Source organism: Vibrio stylophorae (assembly GCF_921293875.1).
Taxonomy (GTDB): Bacteria; Pseudomonadota; Gammaproteobacteria; order Enterobacterales; family Vibrionaceae; genus Vibrio_A; species Vibrio_A stylophorae.
This window is the reverse complement of record NZ_CAKLDI010000001.1, coordinates 2,202,904-2,222,040: the sequence shown is the minus strand read 5'-3', so window position 1 is coordinate 2,222,040 and position 19,137 is coordinate 2,202,904. Positions and strand designations below refer to the sequence as shown.

21 protein-coding genes are annotated in these 19,137 nt (G+C 48.2%); 10 read left to right on the top strand and 11 right to left on the bottom strand.

From position 1 onward, the window contains the following. Positions 1-93: 93 nt before the first annotated feature. From dauA to L9P36_RS10315, 3 genes are read left to right on the top strand one after another with little or no spacing between them, the layout of a single operon-like run. Complete coding sequence (gene dauA / locus L9P36_RS10325; protein WP_237466588.1) at positions 94-1,830, top strand: C4-dicarboxylic acid transporter DauA; 1,737 nt, start codon at positions 94-96, stop codon at positions 1,828-1,830. 30 nt (positions 1,831-1,860) lie between these two features. Continuing rightward, positions 1,861-2,442, top strand: a complete 582-nt coding sequence (lpcA, locus tag L9P36_RS10320; protein ID WP_237466587.1) for a D-sedoheptulose 7-phosphate isomerase — start codon at positions 1,861-1,863, stop codon at positions 2,440-2,442. Between the two features lie 37 nt (positions 2,443-2,479). Then, entirely contained in the window at positions 2,480-3,304 is an 825-nt protein-coding gene (locus tag L9P36_RS10315) for a class II glutamine amidotransferase (RefSeq protein WP_237466586.1), read from the top strand. A gap of 80 nt (positions 3,305-3,384) precedes the next feature. Here L9P36_RS10315 and purN read toward each other — a convergent pair whose 3' ends face one another. Next, entirely contained in the window at positions 3,385-4,053 is a 669-nt protein-coding gene (purN, locus tag L9P36_RS10310) for a phosphoribosylglycinamide formyltransferase (RefSeq protein ID WP_435532743.1), read from the bottom strand. After that, complete coding sequence (gene purM / locus L9P36_RS10305; protein ID WP_237466585.1) at positions 4,053-5,093, bottom strand: phosphoribosylformylglycinamidine cyclo-ligase; 1,041 nt, start codon at positions 5,091-5,093, stop codon at positions 4,053-4,055. Before purM ends, purN begins: the two co-directional genes overlap by 1 nt. A 189-nt stretch (positions 5,094-5,282) precedes the next feature. Here purM and upp point away from each other — a divergent pair, with 189 nt between their 5' ends. From upp to hda, 4 genes are all read left to right on the top strand, one after another. Continuing rightward, entirely contained in the window at positions 5,283-5,909 is a 627-nt protein-coding gene (gene upp, locus L9P36_RS10300) for a uracil phosphoribosyltransferase (protein ID WP_237466584.1), read from the top strand. Between the two features lie 86 nt (positions 5,910-5,995). Next, positions 5,996-7,324: a uracil-xanthine permease family protein gene (locus tag L9P36_RS10295; protein ID WP_237466583.1), complete on the top strand. Its 1,329-nt coding sequence runs from the start codon at positions 5,996-5,998 to the stop codon at positions 7,322-7,324. Between the two features lie 41 nt (positions 7,325-7,365). Next, positions 7,366-8,586, top strand: coding sequence for a DUF2066 domain-containing protein (locus tag L9P36_RS10290; protein ID WP_354004724.1), 1,221 nt, complete (start codon positions 7,366-7,368; stop codon positions 8,584-8,586). Positions 8,587-8,683: 97 nt separating this feature from the next. Continuing rightward, positions 8,684-9,385 carry a DnaA inactivator Hda gene (hda, locus tag L9P36_RS10285; RefSeq protein ID WP_237466581.1) on the top strand — a complete coding sequence of 234 codons (702 nt, stop codon included), beginning with the start codon at positions 8,684-8,686 and terminating at the stop codon, positions 9,383-9,385. On the opposite strand, the gene L9P36_RS10280 is transcribed toward hda, so the two are convergent. From L9P36_RS10280 to bepA, 3 genes are read right to left on the bottom strand one after another with little or no spacing between them, the layout of a single operon-like run. Next, a complete protein-coding gene (locus tag L9P36_RS10280; protein ID WP_237466580.1) occupies positions 9,382-9,783 on the bottom strand; it encodes a DUF2069 domain-containing protein in 402 nt (133 codons plus the stop codon). The two genes, hda and L9P36_RS10280, sit on opposite strands and share 4 nt — an antisense overlap. Further along, on the bottom strand, positions 9,776-10,126 hold the full coding sequence (gene arsC / locus L9P36_RS10275; RefSeq protein WP_237466579.1) for an arsenate reductase (glutaredoxin): 351 nt from the start codon (positions 10,124-10,126) through the stop codon (positions 9,776-9,778). Before arsC ends, L9P36_RS10280 begins: the two co-directional genes overlap by 8 nt. A 50-nt stretch (positions 10,127-10,176) precedes the next feature. After that, a complete protein-coding gene (gene bepA / locus L9P36_RS10270; RefSeq protein ID WP_435532742.1) occupies positions 10,177-11,634 on the bottom strand; it encodes a beta-barrel assembly-enhancing protease in 1,458 nt (485 codons plus the stop codon). A 260-nt stretch (positions 11,635-11,894) separates the two neighbouring features. On the opposite strand from bepA, the gene L9P36_RS10265 reads away from it, so the two are divergent. After that, complete coding sequence (locus L9P36_RS10265; protein WP_237466578.1) at positions 11,895-12,968, top strand: AI-2E family transporter; 1,074 nt, start codon at positions 11,895-11,897, stop codon at positions 12,966-12,968. Between the two features lie 74 nt (positions 12,969-13,042). Here the strand turns inward: L9P36_RS10265 and bcp are convergent, their stop codons facing one another. Both bcp and L9P36_RS10255 read right to left on the bottom strand, forming a co-directional pair. Next, positions 13,043-13,510 (bottom strand): thioredoxin-dependent thiol peroxidase, encoded by a 468-nt coding sequence (gene bcp, locus L9P36_RS10260; protein ID WP_237466577.1) that lies wholly within the window; start codon positions 13,508-13,510, stop codon positions 13,043-13,045. Next, positions 13,507-14,061, bottom strand: coding sequence for an ACT domain-containing protein (locus tag L9P36_RS10255; RefSeq protein WP_237466576.1), 555 nt, complete (start codon positions 14,059-14,061; stop codon positions 13,507-13,509). The genes bcp and L9P36_RS10255 overlap by 4 nt, the downstream gene beginning before the upstream one ends. Positions 14,062-14,223: 162 nt before the next feature. Between L9P36_RS10255 and dapA the strand changes: the two genes are divergently transcribed. Together dapA and bamC are read left to right on the top strand one after the other, a co-directional pair. After that, positions 14,224-15,120 carry a 4-hydroxy-tetrahydrodipicolinate synthase gene (gene dapA / locus L9P36_RS10250; RefSeq protein WP_237466575.1) on the top strand — a complete coding sequence of 299 codons (897 nt, stop codon included), beginning with the start codon at positions 14,224-14,226 and terminating at the stop codon, positions 15,118-15,120. Continuing rightward, entirely contained in the window at positions 15,117-16,124 is a 1,008-nt protein-coding gene (gene bamC / locus L9P36_RS10245; RefSeq protein WP_237466574.1) for an NlpB/DapX family lipoprotein, read from the top strand. The genes dapA and bamC overlap by 4 nt, the downstream gene beginning before the upstream one ends. Positions 16,125-16,309: 185 nt before the next feature. Here bamC and L9P36_RS10240 read toward each other — a convergent pair whose 3' ends face one another. The 4 genes from L9P36_RS10240 to L9P36_RS10225 are packed head-to-tail and all read right to left on the bottom strand — an operon-like array spanning position 16,310 to position 18,813. Then, on the bottom strand, positions 16,310-16,612 hold the full coding sequence (locus L9P36_RS10240) for a hypothetical protein (RefSeq protein ID WP_237466573.1): 303 nt from the start codon (positions 16,610-16,612) through the stop codon (positions 16,310-16,312). Further along, the gene (locus L9P36_RS10235; RefSeq protein ID WP_237466572.1) at positions 16,612-17,310 is read right to left on the bottom strand and encodes a M15 family metallopeptidase; all 699 of its coding nucleotides are present in this window, start codon (positions 17,308-17,310) and stop codon (positions 16,612-16,614) included. The genes L9P36_RS10240 and L9P36_RS10235 overlap by 1 nt, the downstream gene beginning before the upstream one ends. After that, entirely contained in the window at positions 17,307-18,443 is a 1,137-nt protein-coding gene (dapE, locus tag L9P36_RS10230; protein ID WP_237466571.1) for a succinyl-diaminopimelate desuccinylase, read from the bottom strand. The genes L9P36_RS10235 and dapE overlap by 4 nt, the downstream gene beginning before the upstream one ends. Before the next feature lie 19 nt (positions 18,444-18,462). Next, positions 18,463-18,813, bottom strand: a complete 351-nt coding sequence (locus L9P36_RS10225) for an ArsC family reductase (RefSeq protein WP_237466570.1) — start codon at positions 18,811-18,813, stop codon at positions 18,463-18,465. Between the last annotated feature and the right edge of the window lie 324 nt (positions 18,814-19,137).

The window sequence follows — 19,137 nt, the reverse complement described above, 5'->3', positions numbered from 1 at the left end:
TGCCTGTCCTGACGCTAATGCCTAGAGCCAGCCTGCGGCTGACCCTGACTCTCCAGGGACGACAATCCAGTTTTTCTGAATACAGAGGTTAATGTGGTTATTTTTTCAGCGCTGCGAGATGCGTTTCGCAGTGGCTATTCACGTTCCAATTTTAAAGCCGATCTCGTTGCTGGGATCACCGTTGCGATCATTGCGATTCCCCTAGCGATGGCGCTTGCTATTGCTGTTGGCGTACCGCCTCAGTATGGTTTGTATACCGTGATTGTCGCGGGTACCATCGCGGCACTATGTGGTGGCTCTCGTTTTAATATTACCGGTCCAACGGCTGCATTTGTGGTCATTTTGCTGCCGATTACTGAGCAGTATGGGATTCAAGGGTTACTCCTTGCCACCGTCATGTCTGGTGCCATCCTGTTTTTGATGGGGCTACTCAAGCTGGGCCGTTTGGTGATGTTTGTGCCTTACCCTGTGGTGGCCGGTTTTACCGCCGGTATTGGCTTTACCATCGCCTTTTTGCAACTCAAAGACCTATTGGGTTTGACGCTATCTTCAAATCCACACCATTTTCTTGAAAAAGTTGCAGCCTACGGTCAAGCCTTGCCAACTCTGGTTTGGGCTGATGCCATTGTGGGCGCAGTGACGCTGGCGGCTTTTGTTTTGTGGCGTCGTCGCAAATCCAATATTCCACCGCACTTGATTGCCTTGGTTGTGGGCACTGTGACTGCTTTAGTACTCACTCATACAGGGCTTGGCCACGCTGCGACTATTGGCGATCGCTTTAGCTATGACCTCAATGGCGTGAAAGGCGTGGGTATTCCGCCATTTTTGCCTAGCTGGCATTCACCTTTTGCCGGCATTGATATGTCCATGGTGGTCGAACTGCTACCTGCGGCCATTACCATTGCGTTGCTTGGCTCGCTTGAGTCTTTGCTATGTGCGGTGGTTGCCGATGGCATGACTAAAACCAAACACAATCCAAATGGTGAATTGGTTGCCCAAGGGATTGCCAATATGGTCACCCCATTTTTTGGTGGGATTCCGGCAACAGCGGCGATTGCTCGTACTGCGGCAAACATTCGCGCGGGTGCGATTTCACCGATTGCAGGTATGGTTCACGCGGCCTTTGTGCTACTTGCGATTGTGGCTTTGGCGCCATGGCTCAGCTTTATTCCTATGAGTACCTTGGCGGCATTGCTGGTGATGGTGGCTTGGAATATGTCAGAAGTGCCACACTTTATTCGTACCATTAAAGTCGCACCAAAAGCAGATGTTGCCGTATTGCTGACCTGTTTTGGTTTGACCGTGGTGTTCGATATGGTGATTGCAGTGGCTTATGCCATGTTGCTTGCGGGTGTTCTCTTTATTCATCGTATGGCGCGCCTGACTGATATCGAGCAAGGCCAAAGCGAAGAGATGACGCCGGTACCCTATTTGGGTGATGAAGTGAGCGTGTACAAACTACGCGGCGCTTTCTTCTTTGCTGCTTGTGAAAAAGTGCTGATGAAGTTGAGCCATAGCCATCACAACAGCCAGCTGGTGGTGCTTGATATGCGCCAATTGGTGGCCATGGATTACACCGCATTGAAACAGTTTGCGATGACCCTTGAAGATATCGCGCCAAAACCTGTGATCATTCTTGGCGCTGCTGCACATATTCAGCATAAGCTCTATAAAGCCGGTATCATTCCATCGGATCACTGCTGGTTGTGTGCCAATGTGGCAGGAATTCGTCCTCTGATTGACCAGATCTCGCCCAAGGTCACACAAGCGCTATCGACAGAGAATGAAACTTCTATGTACACTGATTCCTCATCGCCACAACCGCATTAGGTTGAGCTGTTAAAGGAAAAGAGAGGCCTTATGTACCAAGATGCCATTTTGAATGAACTGAAAGAAGCCGCCACAGTGCTGGACCAGTTTTTGTCAAACCCTGACAATATTGCGCAAATTGAAGCAGCAGCAAAGCTGCTCGCTGATAGTTTTAAAGCGGGTGGTAAGGTGCTCTCTTGCGGTAACGGTGGCTCACACTGCGATGCCATGCATTTTGCAGAAGAGCTGACTGGCCGCTACCGTGAAAACCGTCCTGGTTATCCGGCGATTGCGATCTCTGATGTGAGTCATCTCTCTTGCGTGAGTAATGACTTCGGTTATGAATATGTCTTCTCACGCTACGTTGAAGCCGTGGGTATGCAAGGGGATGTGTTGCTTGGCTTATCAACTTCAGGCAATTCAGGCAACATCATCAAAGCTATTGAAGCGGCAAAAGCAAAAGGCATGAAGACCATTGCTTTGACCGGTAAAGATGGCGGCAAAATGGCCGGTATGGCGGATATCGAAATTCGTGTACCTCATTTTGGCTATGCTGATCGCATTCAAGAAGTGCATATCAAAGTCATTCATATTCTAATGATGTTGATTGAAGCAGAAATGGAAAAAGCATAAGCTCAAAGCATTCAATTGAAAGCAAGGAAGGGCTTTTATGTGCGAGCTGCTTGGCATGAGTGCCAATGTGCCAACAGATATCTGTTTTAGTTTTACTGGTTTGATGCAGCGCGGTGGCAACACTGGGCCGCATCGAGATGGTTGGGGAATTACCTTTTACGAGGGCAAAGGATTTCGCACCTTTAAGGACCCCAACCCCAGTTGCCAATCTAAAATTGCTGAGCTCGTTCAGCAATATCCCATCAAAAGCTGCGCCGTGGTGAGTCATATTCGCCAAGCCAATCGTGGCGAAGTCAAACTGGAAAATACCCATCCCTTTACGCGAGAATTATGGGGTCGTTATTGGACCTTTGCTCATAATGGCCAGTTATCGCACTATGAAAATTTACCCACGGGCCGCTACATTCCTGTCGGCGAAACGGATAGTGAATTGGCGTTTTGTTGGTTGCTCAATCAGCTGGAGCAGCAATTTATTGCACTGCCTGCGGACTTAACTGCGCTCTATCAATTTATTGCCCAGTGCTGCGATAAACTGCGTAGCCTCGGGGTGTTTAATATGTTGCTCAGTGATGGTGAGTCGGTGTTTACCTATTGCAGTAACAATCTGCATTGGATCACTCGCCGCGCACCCTTTGGTGAAGCTTCATTGATTGATGAAGATGTGGTGATCGATTTTCAGCAAGAAACCACGCCCAATGATGTGGTTACTGTGATCGCTACGCAGCCGCTGACCAACAATGAGCAGTGGCACAAAATGCGTCCAGGTGAATACTGTGTTTTCCATTTGGGAGAGCTAAAAGCCACCAATCATGGTTTTTGTGCGCCGCAACTGCCGCCTAATGCGCAGCCAAAATCAGCTTAATTGAATATAGAATAAACATAAAAAAGCCGACTGAGAGGTCGGCTTTTTCGATCTTTATTTGTTGAGCGTTTTCGCGCTGTTTATGCCAGATGACTGTCATAGAGCGGAATGAGTGGCGCTTCAAGTCGCTGACCATCTAAGTACGCATGATTACCTTGCAAGGTGAATCGACCTTCAAGGCACCACTGCACAACAGTTGGGTATAGCGCATGTTCAAGCTTTTGTACCTTCGCTTTTAAACGCGCTTCAGTCTCACCATCTTCAATGGCCACCATCAGCTGCATTAAAACAGGGCCGCCATCGAGCTCTTCAGTCACGAAATGCACACTGGTACCCGCATGGCTGTCGCCTTGTTCAATGGCGCGCTGATGGGTATTGAGTCCTGGATATTTTGGCAAAAGAGAGGGGTGAATATTGAGCATTTTGCCGCTAAATCGCTGCACAAATTCAGCACTTAAAATACGCATATAACCCGCGAGCACAACCAAGCTTGGCTCAAATTCAGCAATACAATCGGCTAAGGCTTGATCAAATTGCGCGCGGTCGGCGTAGTCTTTCACGTTAAGGCTGAGCGCTGGAATATTCGCAAGGCGAGCGCGCTCAAGGCCAAAAGCATCGGCTTTATTGCTGATCACCGCACGAATGGGCGCGGTGATTTCACCGCGCACACTGGCATCAATCAGCGCTTGTAGATTGGAGCCGTGACCTGAGATCACCACCACAATCCCGCCTTTGACCATGGCAGACATTACAGGATTTCGACCTGCTCTTCGCCATCGGCTGCGTGGTCAATATGACCGAGTAGCCATGCGTTTTCGCCTTCGGCATTCAAAATAGCGATGGCTTGCTCAGCAAGTTCTGCTGGCAACGCCATGATCAAACCCACGCCGCAGTTAAAGGTGCGGTACATTTCGTAGGTTTCAACATTGCCTTTCTCTTGTAGCCAGTTGAAGATTGCAGGCCATTGCCAGCTTGCACCTTTCACCACAGCTTTGGTATTGGCTGGCAATACGCGAGGAATATTTTCCCAGAAGCCGCCGCCAGTAATGTGAGAAATGGCATGTACAGGGGTGGTTTCAAGTAGCTTCAGTACAGATTTCACATAAATCTTAGTTGGCGCCAGTAGGTGCTCTGATAGCGGCTTGCCGTCAAGATCTGCGGACAAATCAGCTTTGCTGACTTCAATGATTTTACGAACCAAAGAGTAGCCATTGGAGTGTGGGCCGCTAGATGCCAAGGCAATCAGCGCATCGCCCGCTTTCACTTTGCTGCCATCAATCACTTCTGATTTTTCAGCAACACCGACGCAAAAACCTGCTACGTCGTAATCTTCGCCATGGTACATCCCAGGCATTTCAGCCGTTTCACCACCAATCAGTGAACAGCCAGATTGCAAACAGCCTTCGCCGATGCCGGCAACGACAGCCGCTGCTGTGTCGACATCAAGTTTACCGGTTGCATAGTAGTCCAAGAAGAAGAGGGGCTCTGCACCTTGAACAATCAAATCGTTGACACACATGGCCACCAAATCGATGCCGATGCTGTCGTGCTTTTTCAAATCCATAGCGAGGCGTAGTTTGGTACCTACACCGTCAGTACCAGAGACCAAAACAGGCTCTTTGTATTTCTTTGGTAGTTCGCATAGTGCGCCAAAACCACCAATCCCGCCCATCACTTCAGGACGACGAGTTTTTTTAACTACCCCTTTAATTCGATCGACCAACGCATTCCCCGCGTCAATGTCAACACCTGCATCTTTGTAGCTCAGTGACGTGTTATTCGTGCTCACTTAAGTATCCCACCATGGTTAGAGTCGAAAAAGCGGCGCTATTCTAACAGCAGTTGCAAAGCAAAGGAAATCGTTTGCGTGAAATCAACTTGTTGATGGTTCGTGCTGATTTTCTGCTACAAATGCTTGTATATCAGCTGAATGTTTAGGTTATAATGCGGCGGTTTATTTGCTGGTTGGAGTTACATAATGAAAATTGTTGAAGTGAAACACCCGTTGGTGAAACACAAGATTGGTCTGATGCGCGAAGGGGATATCAGTACTAAGCGTTTTCGTGAACTTGCAACCGAGGTCGGTAGCTTGCTGACCTACGAAGCAACCGCTGATTTTGAACTTGAGAAAGTAACCATCGACGGTTGGAATGGTCCTGTGGAAGTGGATCAAATCAAAGGTAAAAAAGTAACGGTTGTGCCAATTCTTCGTGCTGGTCTAGGCATGATGGATGGTGTGCTAGAGCATATTCCAAGTGCACGTATCAGCGTGGTGGGTATCTACCGCGATGAAGAAACCCTTGAGCCAGTGCCTTATTTCCACAAGCTTGCGCCAAGCATTGAAGAGCGTGTGGCTTTGGTGGTTGACCCAATGTTGGCAACAGGTGGTTCAATGATCGCAACTATCGATCTGCTTAAAGAAAATGGTTGTGAGCATATCAAGGTATTGGTACTCGTGGCTGCGCCTGAAGGGATTGCCGCGCTTGAAAAAGCGCACCCAGATGTGGAGCTATATACCGCTGCTATTGATCAACGCCTGAACGACAAGGGCTACATTATTCCGGGTCTAGGCGACGCCGGCGATAAGATTTTTGGCACAAAATAATATTTTTTAAAAAACCGGCGTTAGCCGGTTTTTTTCAGGAAAAAATCATTCACAAGCTAACTTAGCTGTTACAAGGAGAACCCCCCATGACTCAGGCTCGAACCCTGCAATCTGTGGCTCGAGATGCGCTCACCGGCGGTCAGATGCTATTCGTCGCATTTGGTGCACTGGTGCTAGTCCCACTCATTACTGGTCTTGACCCCAATGTGGCCTTTTTTACTGCTGGTATTGGTACCCTTATTTTCCAATTTTGCACCAAACGCCAAGTGCCGGTATTTTTGGCTTCATCTTTTGCGTTTATTGCGCCAATCAGTGCCGGTATTGGTAACTGGGGTGTGGCTGATACCCTTGGCGGCTTGATTGCTGCGGGTGGCCTCTATCTTGTTTTGAGTGCGCTAGTGAAATGGCGTGGCGTGGGCATGCTACATCGCTATTTGCCACCTGTCGTGGTTGGCCCAGTGATTATGGTGATTGGTTTGAACCTTGCGCCTGTTGCTGTTAGCCAAGCCATGGGCGTATTGAGTGGTGAGCAAGTGGTTGATCCAAGCACCGCGCTCTTTATCTCAATTTCAACCTTGACCACCACCTTGTTGGTGGCCATTTTAGGTCGCGGTATTTTCCGTTTGATTCCTATTTTGGCAGGTATCACTGTCGGTTATAGCCTATCGCTTTACTTTGGTTTGGTTGATTTCTCTAAATTTGCCAATGTGCCATGGTTTGCGATGCCAAACTTCACGGCGCCAAGTTTTAACTGGGAAGCGATTTTATTCATTTTGCCAGTGGCGATTGCACCTGCGATTGAACATATCGGTGATATTTTGGCGATTAGCTCAGTAACCGGTAAAGACTATCTGAAAAAGCCAGGTCTGCACCGTACCATGTTGGGTGATGGCCTAGCGACTATGGCCGCAGCTGCATTTGGTGGTCCACCAAATACCACTTACTCAGAGGTAACGGGTGCGGTGATGCTAACCAAAGCCTTTAACCCAGTGATCATGACTTGGGCGGCAGTGATTGCCATCTTGGTTTCTTTCACTGCGCCATTGGGTGTGTTCCTGCAAACCATTCCAACTGTGGTGATGGGCGGTATTATGACCCTGCTCTTTGGTTCGATTGCTGTGGTGGGGATGAACACCTTGGTTCGCCATAAAGTGGATCTGAATGATGCGCGTAACCTATGTATCGTATCTGTGATTCTAATTTTTGGTATCGGTGGTATGGCGATTAACATTTCTGTGGGCGGTCCTGCAGCAGAAATGCTTGAGCTATGTAAGCAAACACCGCTTGCATCGAATATGGTTGAAGCTTGTGCCAACCTAGAAAAGCCGCGTAATTTCGCGCTTCAAGGTATCGCACTGTGTTCAATTGTTGGTATTTTGCTCAATCTACTGTTACCTAAATCGAAGCCTGAGTAAAAATCTCGCATAATAGTTGCTGAGAGTCGCTCGATCATTTTATGATCGGGCGATTTTTTTTATCCAGTGGTTTGCATATGTGGAAACAAATTTGGGTCGCGTTGTTGTTGCTTGTAAGCGCTCAATGTCTCGCGGCAAATGAATATCGAACTCAGTTGAGTAGCACCGAAAGGGAAGCAAATTCGGCGCTATTGAGCCAAGGCTTGGCGCAAGTATTGGTTCAATTAACCGGCGATCGAGCCATTGTCGAGCAGCCACTGGTGAAAAAAGCCTTAGCAACGCCTGAAAATTATCTTGCGAGTAGCAGCTCTGATCAGCGTGAAGCGCAAGTGATTTGGCAATTTGGTTATAGCGCGAGTCAGCTTGATACACTGCTCAAAGAAACTAAGCAAGGTTATTGGGGCGGCGTGCGCGCACCTGTGTTGGTCTGGCTGGTAGTGGATAATGGCAGCGAGCGCCGAATCATTTGGGATCAAGACAGCAGCGATTATGATCAACTGCTGCGTCAAGCTGCGCAACATTTAGCTGTGCCTGTGCAAATGCCTATTGGTGATTTGGATGATGCTATGGCGATCTCGGTGCCTGATATTTGGGGCGGCTTTAGTCAGCCTATCGCTACGGCTAGTGAGCGTTATCAGGCCAAATCTGTCTTGGTGATCAAGGCGCGCCAAGCAGGCCATCAGCCGCTGCAGGCACAATGGCAACTTTGGAATATGCCAGCATCTCGCATGGGTGGGCAGTCGGCATCGATCAGTGGTCAAGGCATGGTTGGTGCTGATGGCGCTTTGGCTGATGTCTTTACCCAAGTGGTGCAATATCATGCCAAGTTAAACGCACCAAAAGAGATTGATCCTCAAGCGACGCAAAGCACAGGGCTTGCGCTGCGAGTGTATCAAATTCATAACAGCAAAGATTACTTTGAGCTTGAGCGCATGTTAAAAAGCTTAACCAGTGTGGCGCAAGTGAAACTGCGCAATATCACAGGGGATTATGCTGATGTGGAGCTGAAGCTTTTAAGCGGTGAAGATCAGTTTTATCAAGATCTGCTCAATGATGGTCGCGTGCAGAAAAAAGCGTTACCGAAAGCGCCTGCAGTGGTCGTAACAACGCCCAAAAAAGATCCAGAACAAGCGCTTACCACGGTTGATAAGATGCAATACAAGGCTGACTCGGCAACTGAAACGCCAGTTCAAGCGGTTCAAAAGCCAGAGGTTGTGACTCCGACAATGGGATATTTCTGGCAACCAAATCAAGATTCGTGATCTTCACGATAGAACCAATCAGCAGTGAGTTCTCTCACTGCTGAGGTCATGATAATATGGCCTTAATGCTGCATCTTATACCAATGGATGGATAAGCTTGACCAAACACGCACAGCTTTCTTTGAATGTTCTTCTGCCTGACGATGAAACCTTTGCCAGTTTCTATGCAGCGCAAAACCAAACCGTGATCGATGCGGTTCAAGCCTGTGCATCTGGCTCTGGTAATCCATTACTTTATCTTTTTGGCCCGCAGGGTGCAGGTCGAACTCATCTTTTGCACGCAGCCTGTGCACAGGCAACGCAAGCCGACCGTCAAGCAAGCTATATTCCCCTTGAAAAATACGCACAATTATCGCCCTCGATTTTAGATGGTCTGGAAAATCTGTCCTTGGTCTGTCTGGATAATATCGATGCCATTGCTGGTGAGAGTGTGTGGGAAGAGGCGATTTTCGATCTCTATAATCGTATAGTGGAAAAGCGTCGTGCTCATTTGCTTGTTTCAGGACGGCAATCGCCCAAACATTTGGGGCTAGCGCTCCCTGATCTGATTTCACGCTTAGATTGGAGCACCAATTATAAATTGGCGCCGCTCTCTGATAGTGAAAAATTGGCGGCCATGCAGCATCGCGCTCATTTGCGTGGTTTTGAGCTGACCGATGAGGTGGGGCAATTCTTGCTGAAGCGTTTAAGCCGCGATATGCGAACCCTGTTTGAAACCCTTGATCAGCTTGATCTTGCTTCGATTGAAGCCAAGCGTAAGCTGACGATTCCCTTCGTAAAATCCGCGCTCTCACTTTAGCGCTGATTGTCTATTTCAGCTTTTTTATCTTTCTTTTGGGTTGGTGGGTGCCAGCGGCGAATCATCATGACCTGCGTGGAAAAGCACAGCAGCGTTAATATGAGCTCTATGGCAGCCAATTGCCATTCATTATTTGAGAGCAAGAGTGTGGCGCCGTGGATAACGTAGATCATCAACAGAAAGCCATTATATTGCAGGGCTTTGACCTGTCGTTTGCCAATAGCATAAAGCGGCAGCGCAAGCGGTAATAGCCAAAGTGTGGTGATGATGAGTGGTGAGAAATGCGGATGTGGGCTGAGCCATAGATGCCAACTACCAACCCAGAGCATGAGTAGCAGTTGGCTATAGAGCGCGAGGTTTTGACCTTCGCGCTTGTGCTTATTCTGATCCTTAAGCAAAAAGTGCCAATACTTGCGCGGGTGGGCGACCAATGGCCGCTTTTTCACCATGAACCACAATCGGGCGCTCAATCAATTTTGGATTGGCAATCATGGCGGCAATTAAGGCATCTTCATTTTGCTCGTTTGCTAAGTTGAGCGTTTTGTAGAGCTCTTCTTTTTGGCGCATTAGTTGGCGTGCTGAGTCAAATCCCAAGGCTTTGAGTAGCGACTCAATGGTTGCTGCTGTCGGCGGCGTATCGAGATAGCGAATCTCTTCTACCTCAATGTGATGCTCCTGTAAAAGCGCCAATGTTTCACGGCTCTTTGAGCAGCGAGGGTTGTGGTAAATCTGAGTCATCAATCGTGTCCTTTGAGCTGTTTTATTGTTGTTGGAACGGGTTGTATTTAGATTTAGTTTCTTAGCGCATTAAATCGCACTTGTTCACGCCGAAGCTGGTCAATTCGCGCATCAAATCTGGCTTGATTTAAGCTACCCAGCTCACTAATGCGACTGGCCTCAATATATCGGTTGATGGCTTTTTGCCATTGGCCGCGAAGCGCCATCACTTCACCCTGCGCAGCATAACTTTCGGCCAGTTGTTGATGATTAGCATAGGCCTGCGCGAGTAAATTCCAGCCCACGGTTTCATTGGGACGCTGGTGGGTATAGCGCTGCAATAATCGAATGGCAGGTGCGTACTGTTTGCTATTGAGATATACATTGGCCAAGTTGAGCTCAAGCACTGCGTTGTCAGGCGCAAGTTTTAGTGCATTTTCAAGGCGTTTCGCCGCGATATCATAACGTTTTAAGCCTAAGTCAATATCTGTGGCGACATCGAGATAGAAGCGATTGTTGGGAGATTTCTTCAATAGCGGATTGAGTAATGTTTGCGCCTGCTGATATTGGTGCTGATCCAACGCAACGATGGCCAGACCATATTGCAAACTATCTGCAAATACGCCCTGCGCTTTGGCTTGTCGGCGAATAAACCAATCTCGACTTTGCTGCGCTTGTAAGCCACTAAAGCGGGCAATCACCCGAGCCTTGGCTAAATGAAAGGCAAGATGGTTTTGATCGAGTTGTCTTGGGTATTGCTCGGCACGCAAACGTGAGTCGGTAATGCGTGACTCAGGTAAGGGGTGAGTCAGTAGCATGGCCGGCGGTTTGCTGACATAACGGAACTGATCGGCTAGACGTCCGAAAAAGTTAGGCATGCCGTAAGGGTCAAAGCCGCTGCGATACAGGGTTTCAATGCCCACGCGATCGGCTTCTTGCTCATTACTACGGGTGTAGTTGATTTGCCCTTGCATATTGGCTGCCGTGGTTGCATGGATGGCGGCAATACCCGCTTCAGGCGATGCCGCTGCTAAGAGCAAACTACCAATCATTGCTGCCAGTGCTGCGGGAGAGCGCTTGGCTTGTTCCTCCATACTGCGCGCTAGGTGGCGCTGAGTAACGTGAGCAATTTCGTGCGCCATGACTGAGGCCAATTCGCTTTCATCTTGGGCATGTAAAAACAGTCCAGTATGTAACCCCACATAGCCGCCAAAAAAAGCAAAGGCGTTGACTTCAGAATTGCGAATTAAAAAGAAAGTAAAGGGCGTTTTGACATCGCTCGCATTGGCAACCAATTGATTGCCAAGATCATTGATATAGCTTTGTAGTACGGGATCGCTAATGATAGGGCGGCTGGCGCGCAGCATACGCATATAGGCATCGCCATATTGACTCTCCATTTCAATGGAGAGTGTGGCCGCAGCTGTGGTTCCCATATCGGGCAGATTATTGGCTTGGCCCATCGCTGGCAGCATAGCCAGTGTGGTACTGAGCAGTGTCATCTTCAATGAGCGGAAAAAAGTAGTGCGCATAGCGATCCAGCGAGCGATTGAGTATCAATAAAGACCAGAAAACCTGAATAAGGTTTCATTTTTACCACGCTTTTCCATCATTCTCTAGTCAGTGACAAAGTGCAATTTGCGCTGTGTATCAGGGATTTGCCACTGACATAGCAGTAAATAGGTTAAAATATTGTGAAAAGATTTATCCATTGACTGTTTTTCATTCACTTCCTTAGGTTAGTATGAAGTGATTGATTTTCAATAATAAACGACCAGAGGATAGGCCATTTATGATTGAGATGTTGAATCGCTGGTACCAACGACGTTTTTCCGATCCAGATGCGGTGGCGTTGGTTGGTATTTTGCTGATGGGCGGTGTGGTCCTTTATTTCTTTGGTGCACTGCTTGCGCCGCTTTTGGTGGCCATTGTGATGGCCTATTTATTGGAGTGGCCGGTGAGTAAATTGTGCCGTGTGGGCTTGTCTCGCTCTCTATCGGCAACTGTGATCCTACTGCTTTTTAGTGGGTTGATGGTGATCGCCCTTGGCGGTTTATTACCGACCATTACTAGCCAAATTGCTAATTTAACCAGTGATATTCCGACCATGTTTAGTCGCTTTCAAGTTTACGCGACCAATCTACCGGATCGTTATCCTGAAGTGATCGATCCCGCACTGGTGGATGCATTGATGGCCTCGATGCGGGTGAAAGCCTTGGAGATGGGGGAGTCTGTGGTGAAAGGCTCACTGGCATCCTTGATTAGTTTGGCAACCTTGGCGGTGTATCTGATTTTAGTGCCGCTGTTGGTGTTCTTTTTGCTCAAAGATAAAAAAGAGATGCTGCAAACTGCGGCGGGTCTACTGCCGCGAAATCGACGCTTAGCCACGCAAGTTTGGTTGGAGATGAACCAGCAAATCTCGAATTATATTCGCGGCAAGGTGGTGGAAATTTTAATTGTTGGCATCGCCAGCTATGTCACCTTTGCGCTGCTTGATCTGCGCTACGCCCTACTGCTTGCTGTGTTGGTTGGGCTATCGGTTTTGATTCCATATATTGGCGCGGCGGTGGTGACTGTTCCTATCGCCATGGTGGGACTTTTTCAGTGGGGATTGGGGCCAGATTTTTGGTGGCTAATGATCGCCTACGGCATTATTCAAGCTTTGGATGGCAATGTGTTGGTGCCAGTGCTCTTTTCTGAGGCGGTGAATTTGCATCCGGTCTGGATCATTGTTGCAGTTTTGGTTTTTGGTGGACTTTGGGGTTTTTGGGGCGTGTTTTTTGCCATTCCACTGGCGACCTTAGTCAAAGCGGTATGGGGCGCATTACCAACGCCAGCGGAGCCGCATCATGATGTTGATGTTTAGCGTTTGACTGGCGCAAGTTTAATCGCTGGTATAAAAAAAGCCTTCATAGAAGGCTTTTTTTGAATCCATCGCACTTAAAGCTGGTTGAGAAAATCAAGCACCACTTGGTGATGATCTTTGGTCTTAAATTTATCAAAGACATGCATGATGGTGCCTTGCTCATCAATCAAAAAGCTGATGCGATGTAAGCCATCATAAACCTTACCCATGAATTTCTTTTCGCCCCACACGCCATATTGCTCGGCAACCTGATGATCCTCATCGGACAAAAGGGTGAAGTTCAGCTGATCGCGTTCAATAAATTTTGGCAAGCGTTTGACCGGATCGATGCTGACACCCAGTACCACGACATTATGTTGGTCGAGCTCTGATTTGCTATCACGCAGACCGCAAGCTTGCACGGTGCAGCCTGGGGTCATGGCTTTAGGATAAAAGTAGAGGAGCACCTTTTTGCCCGCAAATTGGCTAAGGCTGATGGTTTCACCATCTTGATTGAGCAAAGAGAAATCAGGCGCAGTGGTACCTGCGGTTAATGTATTCATTCCATGATGTCCTTTTGTGGCTGGTCTAAAAATTCAATCTCGCCGCGTGCCAGTAAATCATCACACAGTGCGGAGAAGTCCTGCTCAACATCCGCACGTTTTGCACTGAGCGGCAGGTTGGCACTGATATGAATATGAAGCTGGGCAAGGTGCTCGTCATCGCACGCCTCTGTGGTGTGGGCGCTTAAGCTGGCGATGTCGATATCACGACTGGCAAGAAAGTAGGTGTATTGATCTAAGATGCCGGCGGTGTCATCCACTTGCACACGAATCTCTGCACGATACACACTTTGTTTTGGGCGGTGGCGCTGAGTTCGCTTCATCACGGTGAGCAGATCGTGAAGGGCAGATTGTTCCGGTAAGGTGGTTTCAACTTGGGTAATGGCGTTGGCATTGCCACTGAGCAGCATGATCAGTGTAAATTCACTGCCAAACTGAGCGATTCGGCTATCAATAATGTTGCAGCCACACTCAGTGACATGGTGCATAATGATGTTGCTGATACCTGGGCGATCGTGGCCCATGGCAGTAATAACCAAATAGTGTTCCATGCGTTACAAGCGATCTTAGATTGGTGCGACTATGTTAGCACAGTCATCGCGTTAAGCTACTGGTCACAAAGCGAGTATTTATTTTCACCAAGCAGCGTCAATGCTTGTTTTTGGCTAACGCCAAAAGTACCATGATGAGCTTAATGTGAAGGAGAGATAGACATGTTTTCAGGAAGCATTGTCGCCCTAGTGACGCCTTTTACGGCGCAGGGTGAAGTCGATTATGCGGGCATTAAAAAACTGGTGGAATACCATGTGGCCGCTGGCACGGATGCCATTGTTTCTATGGGGACGACGGGGGAGTCAGCAACGCTGACCGTTGAAGAGCATGTCAAGGTAGTTCAAGAAACGCTGAAATATGCAGCGGGCCGTATTCCTGTGATTGCAGGTTCTGGCGCCAATGCGACGCATGAAGCGGTAGCGTTTACCGAGATATTCAATGAGATGGGCGTTGCCGCTTGTCTAACCGTGACCCCTTACTATAACAAGCCCACGCAAGAGGGGATGTATTTGCATTTTGAGGCGATTGCGAAAGCCGCGAAGATCCCTCAAATTTTGTATAACGTACCGGGTCGAACCGGTTGTGATTTACTTCCTGAAACAGTGGCACGTCTTGCCAAATTGCCTCAGATCGTTGGTATCAAGGATGCGACCGGTGATCTATCACGTGTGGCGAAAACACGTGAACTTTGTGGCGAAAACTTTATCCAATTGAGTGGCGATGATGCCACTGCGCTGGAATTTATGCGTCTCGGTGGCCAAGGTGTGATTTCAGTCACCACCAATGTGGCAGCGCCTGAGATGGCAAAAATTTGTGACTTGGCTAAAGCAGGTGATTTTGCTGCTGCAACCGTGATCAATGACACCTTGATGCCGCTGCATCATGATTTGTTTGTTGAGGCCAATCCCATTCCGGTGAAATGGGCTTGCACCCGTATTGGTCTCATTGATAATGGCGAGCTTCGCTTACCGTTAACAGTGCTAAGCCAAGCCTATCATGCCAAGGTTGAGCAGGCGCTTGCGCATGCTGGCGTGATTGAATGTCAGGAGATTGAATGAAACTCACCCATCCTTTGTTAGTTAGCTCGCTGGCGCTTACGCTTGCAGCTTGCTCGAATCCAGAATCACGCCGCCAAGCGAGCGATAATTTCGATTATCTTGCAACCTATGAGCAGCAGCCGATCAACACGCCTACTGGGCCTGCGCAATCGGCGTTGGAGTATCAAATCCCAGCACAACCAGTTAACGGTGAGATTGGCCCTGGCGTAGATATTCGCCCGCCAATGCAGGTATTTGATCTGATTCCTGGCGTTCGTTCAGAGCTAACGGATCAAGGGGTGGTGTTGTGGACTGTGCGCAGTGCAGATGCCGATCGTGTTTGGCAAACATTGCAAAGTCTTGGCCAATCTGATCGCTTGTCCTATGTGGAACAAGATGCCAATAGCTTGCTCACCGATTGGGTGACTTGGACCATTGCCGATACAGAAATTGAAGCTGGCGTGCAATATCGCATCAATAAAGTGTCGAAAATGGGTCGCACCGGTTTTGAAATTACCCTTGCCGGTTGGCAAGAAGATGGCGAAACCATGGCGGTGGATGATGAGGTGAAACAGCGTTATAGCGTGCTGCTCGCCAATATGCTGACTGCTCACTATGACAATTTGATGCGTGAACAAGCGCGTCAACAGGCGATTGCCCAAACTCAAAATATTCCAATTAGTGTCGGTACAGATCGCAGTGGTTTACCTGTGATTATTGCCCGCGCACCATATGATGTATTCTGGGAAAAAGCGCCAGCCTTGCTTGAGAAAATTGGCTTCACCATGGAAAGCCGCAATGGTTCACAAGGGACCATCTCAGGTCGCTTTGATAAGCTAAGCAGTAGTGAATATGCTGACCTTGGGGTTGAGGATATCGATATTAAACTGTCGACTTACACCATTCAGTTTGGTGATTTGGAAAACCGAACCTCGATTAGCTTTGTTGACCGCTACGGTGTACCAGCTTCTCGTGAAACGCTTGAGCAAGCCGCTGTGGCATTGCAAAACGCACAGAAAAAGTAACGATATCTATCGCTATATAGGAAAAAGAGGCGCTATCGCCTCTTTTTTTATGCCGTTTTGCTTGGTTGAATGAGCGTTGGGGTTGCTATGCCATTCTGCGTTTTTCTGGCTGAGTGCTTGATATTTAAATAGTTGATATTTGTACAAAGCAAAATGAGGAAGTAGCGATTAATGCTGGTGCTTTATTATTTATTCCCTGGCAGGTCATTCTTTTGCTGAGCATCCATTTGCTTGCCATTGGTATCGCTCATGTCATGCGTTTTAAGATGATCAGTGGGCTTCATTTGCGCTTGTTGCTGCTCAAACTTAGCTCTGCGCTGAGCGGCTTCTGCTTGCATTTTGGCAAGTTCAGCCTGGTCTTTTTCTTTGCGTGCTAGGTAGTTATCGGGCAATTTTGGTTTAGGTGCTTGCCAGAAAGTGACCATCTGCGCCACGATAAAGCCAAAGACGATAAATCCGATAAACCAAGGATTGGTGATCCACTCCATCATTGCTCCTCATCAAACGACGCAATATTGTAGACATAGCGCTGTAGTAGTTCAGGCAGCATTGTATCAATGATTGCTTGACCCGCAACCGGATGCTGCTGATAACACTGTGTCAGTACTGCGACATTTAATTGTGTGAGTGCCGTTTGGCTCATCGGCGCATAGCTGACGTGCCAAGGCTCGATACCCACACCGCCACGATCGCGACGATAGGGAAGAAAAAATTCAAAGCGCGATAAATTTTCTTCAAGCCATAGCGCGAATTCATATTGATGACCACCTTGCTGATATTCCCAAGGCTCTAGTGCCAAAGATTGCGCTGGCGGCAAACAGTTTTTGGCATAGAGGTCAAAATCACAGCCCCAATGATGGCGACTGGTTCCCGGTAGGGCAGACCAGCGCATAATGGCATGTACCTTTTGCGCATCACTTAAGGTGTGCAAATCTATCGGTTGATTAGCGTCATTTAAAATGGCGCGCGCACCTTGCCATTTGCCCTGCCAAATCGCCGCTTGGCGATGAAAATCTCGGTGTGCGCTGGCAAGTTGAAGATCAAATCCAGCGGTTTTTGCCGCGCGATATAGCGCAAGCAATGGTTGGCTCACCGCATGATGAACTCGAACGAGCGGTGAATGTTCAGCGATGGGGCAAGGCACCAGATGCTGAGTGTCGAGTCCTGTCAGCTGCATCGGGGTCATGACAATAGATTTTCCAGTGTTTGCTGATAAATATCGGTAAGCACTTCAAGGTCGGCGATTTTCACACATTCATTCACCTTATGAATGGTGGCATTGACTGGCCCAAGCTCGACCACTTGACCGCCCATTTGAGCAATAAATCGACCATCTGAAGTACCGCCTGTGGTTAACAGTTCAGGCGTTCGGCCGGCTACTTTGTCTGTAGCTGCGACCATCGCATTCAGCAAAGGACCACGATCGGTTAAAAATGGATGACCGCTCAAGGTCCAAGTGAGGTCATACGCCAAGCCATGGCGGTCTAAAATGGCATGAACCTGAGATTTGATATCGACATCAGTGAGCTCAGTGCTAAATCGAAAATTAAACTGCACATGAAGATCGCCTGGGATCACATTCGATGCGCCGGTACCGGCTTGAATATTGGGGATCTGAAAACTAGTCGGTGGAAAGTAGGCGTTGCCCTGGTCCCACTCTTTTTCCGCGAGTTCAGTTAAAGCGCGAAAGGCCTGATGCACTGGATTTTTAGCAAGGTGCGGGTAGGCGACATGGCCTTGTACGCCATGAACAGTGAGATCGCCGGTAATCGAGCCGCGGCGACCATTTTTAATCACATCGCCAATGTGTTCGGTGCTTGATGGTTCACCGACAATGCAAAGATCGATGGGTTCGTTGCGTGCCATCAAGGTATCTACCACACGTGTGGTGCCGTTGATAAATGGCCCTTCTTCATCGGAGGTGATTAAAAAACCAATAGAGCCTTGATGGTTGGGATGCTCAGCTAAAAAGCGCTCGACTGCAACGATCATGCACGCCAATGAGCCCTTCATATCTGCCGCGCCACGCGCGTAGAGATAACCCTCTTTTTCTGTTGGTGTAAAAGGCGGGGTATGCCAATGGGCTTCATTGCCTGCTGGAACCACATCGGTATGTCCGGCAAAAGCAAATAGCGGTTTTTGCGTACCACGACGGGCCCAAAAATTGGTGGTGTCTTCAAACACCATGCGCTCAATGTTAAAGCCAAGTGCCTCAAGGCGAGCAATCATCAGCTCTTGGCAGCCTTCATCCTCAGGGGTAATCGAAGGGCGTGCGAGTAGATCCTTTGCAAGGGCAATGACTGGGCTATCCTGCGCCATAGTAACTTCCTATTTTTATCTATTGAACGAAAAGAGATTGATATTGTTCGGCTTTAAAGCCAATTAAAGATTGATCGCCAGTACGCAAAATCGGTCGTTTGATCATCGCCGGTTGCGCAACTAAGAGCGCCAATGCACTTTGCTCATCAAGTGCATCTTTGGTCGCTTGATCAAGCTGACGATAGGTGGTGCCACGTTTGTTCAGTACTTGCTCCCAACCAAATTCTGTAAAGAATGACTGCACTAAGTCGGTATCAATACCCTGCTTGCGATAGTCATGGAATTGATAATCTACACCTGCTTGTTCAAGCCATTTTTTTGCTTTTTTAATGGTGTCGCAGTTGGCAATGCCATAAAGAATCGTGGTCATAAAGGCTCCTTGATTGAAGTGAGCTGGCTGAAGTGGACTGGCTTTAGAAAAATGCAGTTTGACCCATGGGGTCGGTGGGTGCAAGTCTTCTGGCCTCTGGTCCAGAAAATGATTGTCTTTAAATGCAGACAGTTTGTTGCTGTGGTTTCAGCTTTTATTGTGAGTCATGATGAGAAATTTATCACTTGGATCATGGCTGTATTTAGAAATTCATTTTAAACAGGATCTTAGGCGATGATTTAGATGCGAATATTGACGCTATTTTGATCAAGCGCAGAAAAAAAAGCAGGCAGATTGTAATAATAAGCGCCGATAGCAAGGAGG

Bases quoted from the DNA above. Each gene is read 5' to 3' on its own strand.
- lpcA (WP_237466587.1), top strand. From the start codon at position 1,861: ATGTACCAAGATGCCATTTTGAATGAACTGAAAGAAGCCGCCACAGTG.
- L9P36_RS10315 (WP_237466586.1), top strand. From the start codon at position 2,480: ATGTGCGAGCTGCTTGGCATGAGTGCCAATGTGCCAACAGATATCTGT.
- purN (WP_435532743.1), bottom strand. From the start codon at position 4,053: ATGTCTGCCATGGTCAAAGGCGGGATTGTGGTGGTGATCTCAGGTCAC.
- upp (WP_237466584.1), top strand. From the start codon at position 5,283: ATGAAAATTGTTGAAGTGAAACACCCGTTGGTGAAACACAAGATTGGT.
- L9P36_RS10295 (WP_237466583.1), top strand. From the start codon at position 5,996: ATGACTCAGGCTCGAACCCTGCAATCTGTGGCTCGAGATGCGCTCACC.
- L9P36_RS10290 (WP_354004724.1), top strand. From the start codon at position 7,366: ATGATCGGGCGATTTTTTTTATCCAGTGGTTTGCATATGTGGAAACAA.
- bepA (WP_435532742.1), bottom strand. From the start codon at position 11,634: ATGCGCACTACTTTTTTCCGCTCATTGAAGATGACACTGCTCAGTACC.
- L9P36_RS10265 (WP_237466578.1), top strand. From the start codon at position 11,895: ATGATTGAGATGTTGAATCGCTGGTACCAACGACGTTTTTCCGATCCA.
- bcp (WP_237466577.1), bottom strand. From the start codon at position 13,510: ATGAATACATTAACCGCAGGTACCACTGCGCCTGATTTCTCTTTGCTC.
- L9P36_RS10255 (WP_237466576.1), bottom strand. From the start codon at position 14,061: ATGGAACACTATTTGGTTATTACTGCCATGGGCCACGATCGCCCAGGT.
- dapA (WP_237466575.1), top strand. From the start codon at position 14,224: ATGTTTTCAGGAAGCATTGTCGCCCTAGTGACGCCTTTTACGGCGCAG.
- bamC (WP_237466574.1), top strand. From the start codon at position 15,117: ATGAAACTCACCCATCCTTTGTTAGTTAGCTCGCTGGCGCTTACGCTT.
- L9P36_RS10240 (WP_237466573.1), bottom strand. From the start codon at position 16,612: ATGGAGTGGATCACCAATCCTTGGTTTATCGGATTTATCGTCTTTGGC.
- L9P36_RS10235 (WP_237466572.1), bottom strand. From the start codon at position 17,310: ATGACCCCGATGCAGCTGACAGGACTCGACACTCAGCATCTGGTGCCT.
- dapE (WP_237466571.1), bottom strand. From the start codon at position 18,443: ATGGCGCAGGATAGCCCAGTCATTGCCCTTGCAAAGGATCTACTCGCA.
- L9P36_RS10225 (WP_237466570.1), bottom strand. From the start codon at position 18,813: ATGACCACGATTCTTTATGGCATTGCCAACTGCGACACCATTAAAAAA.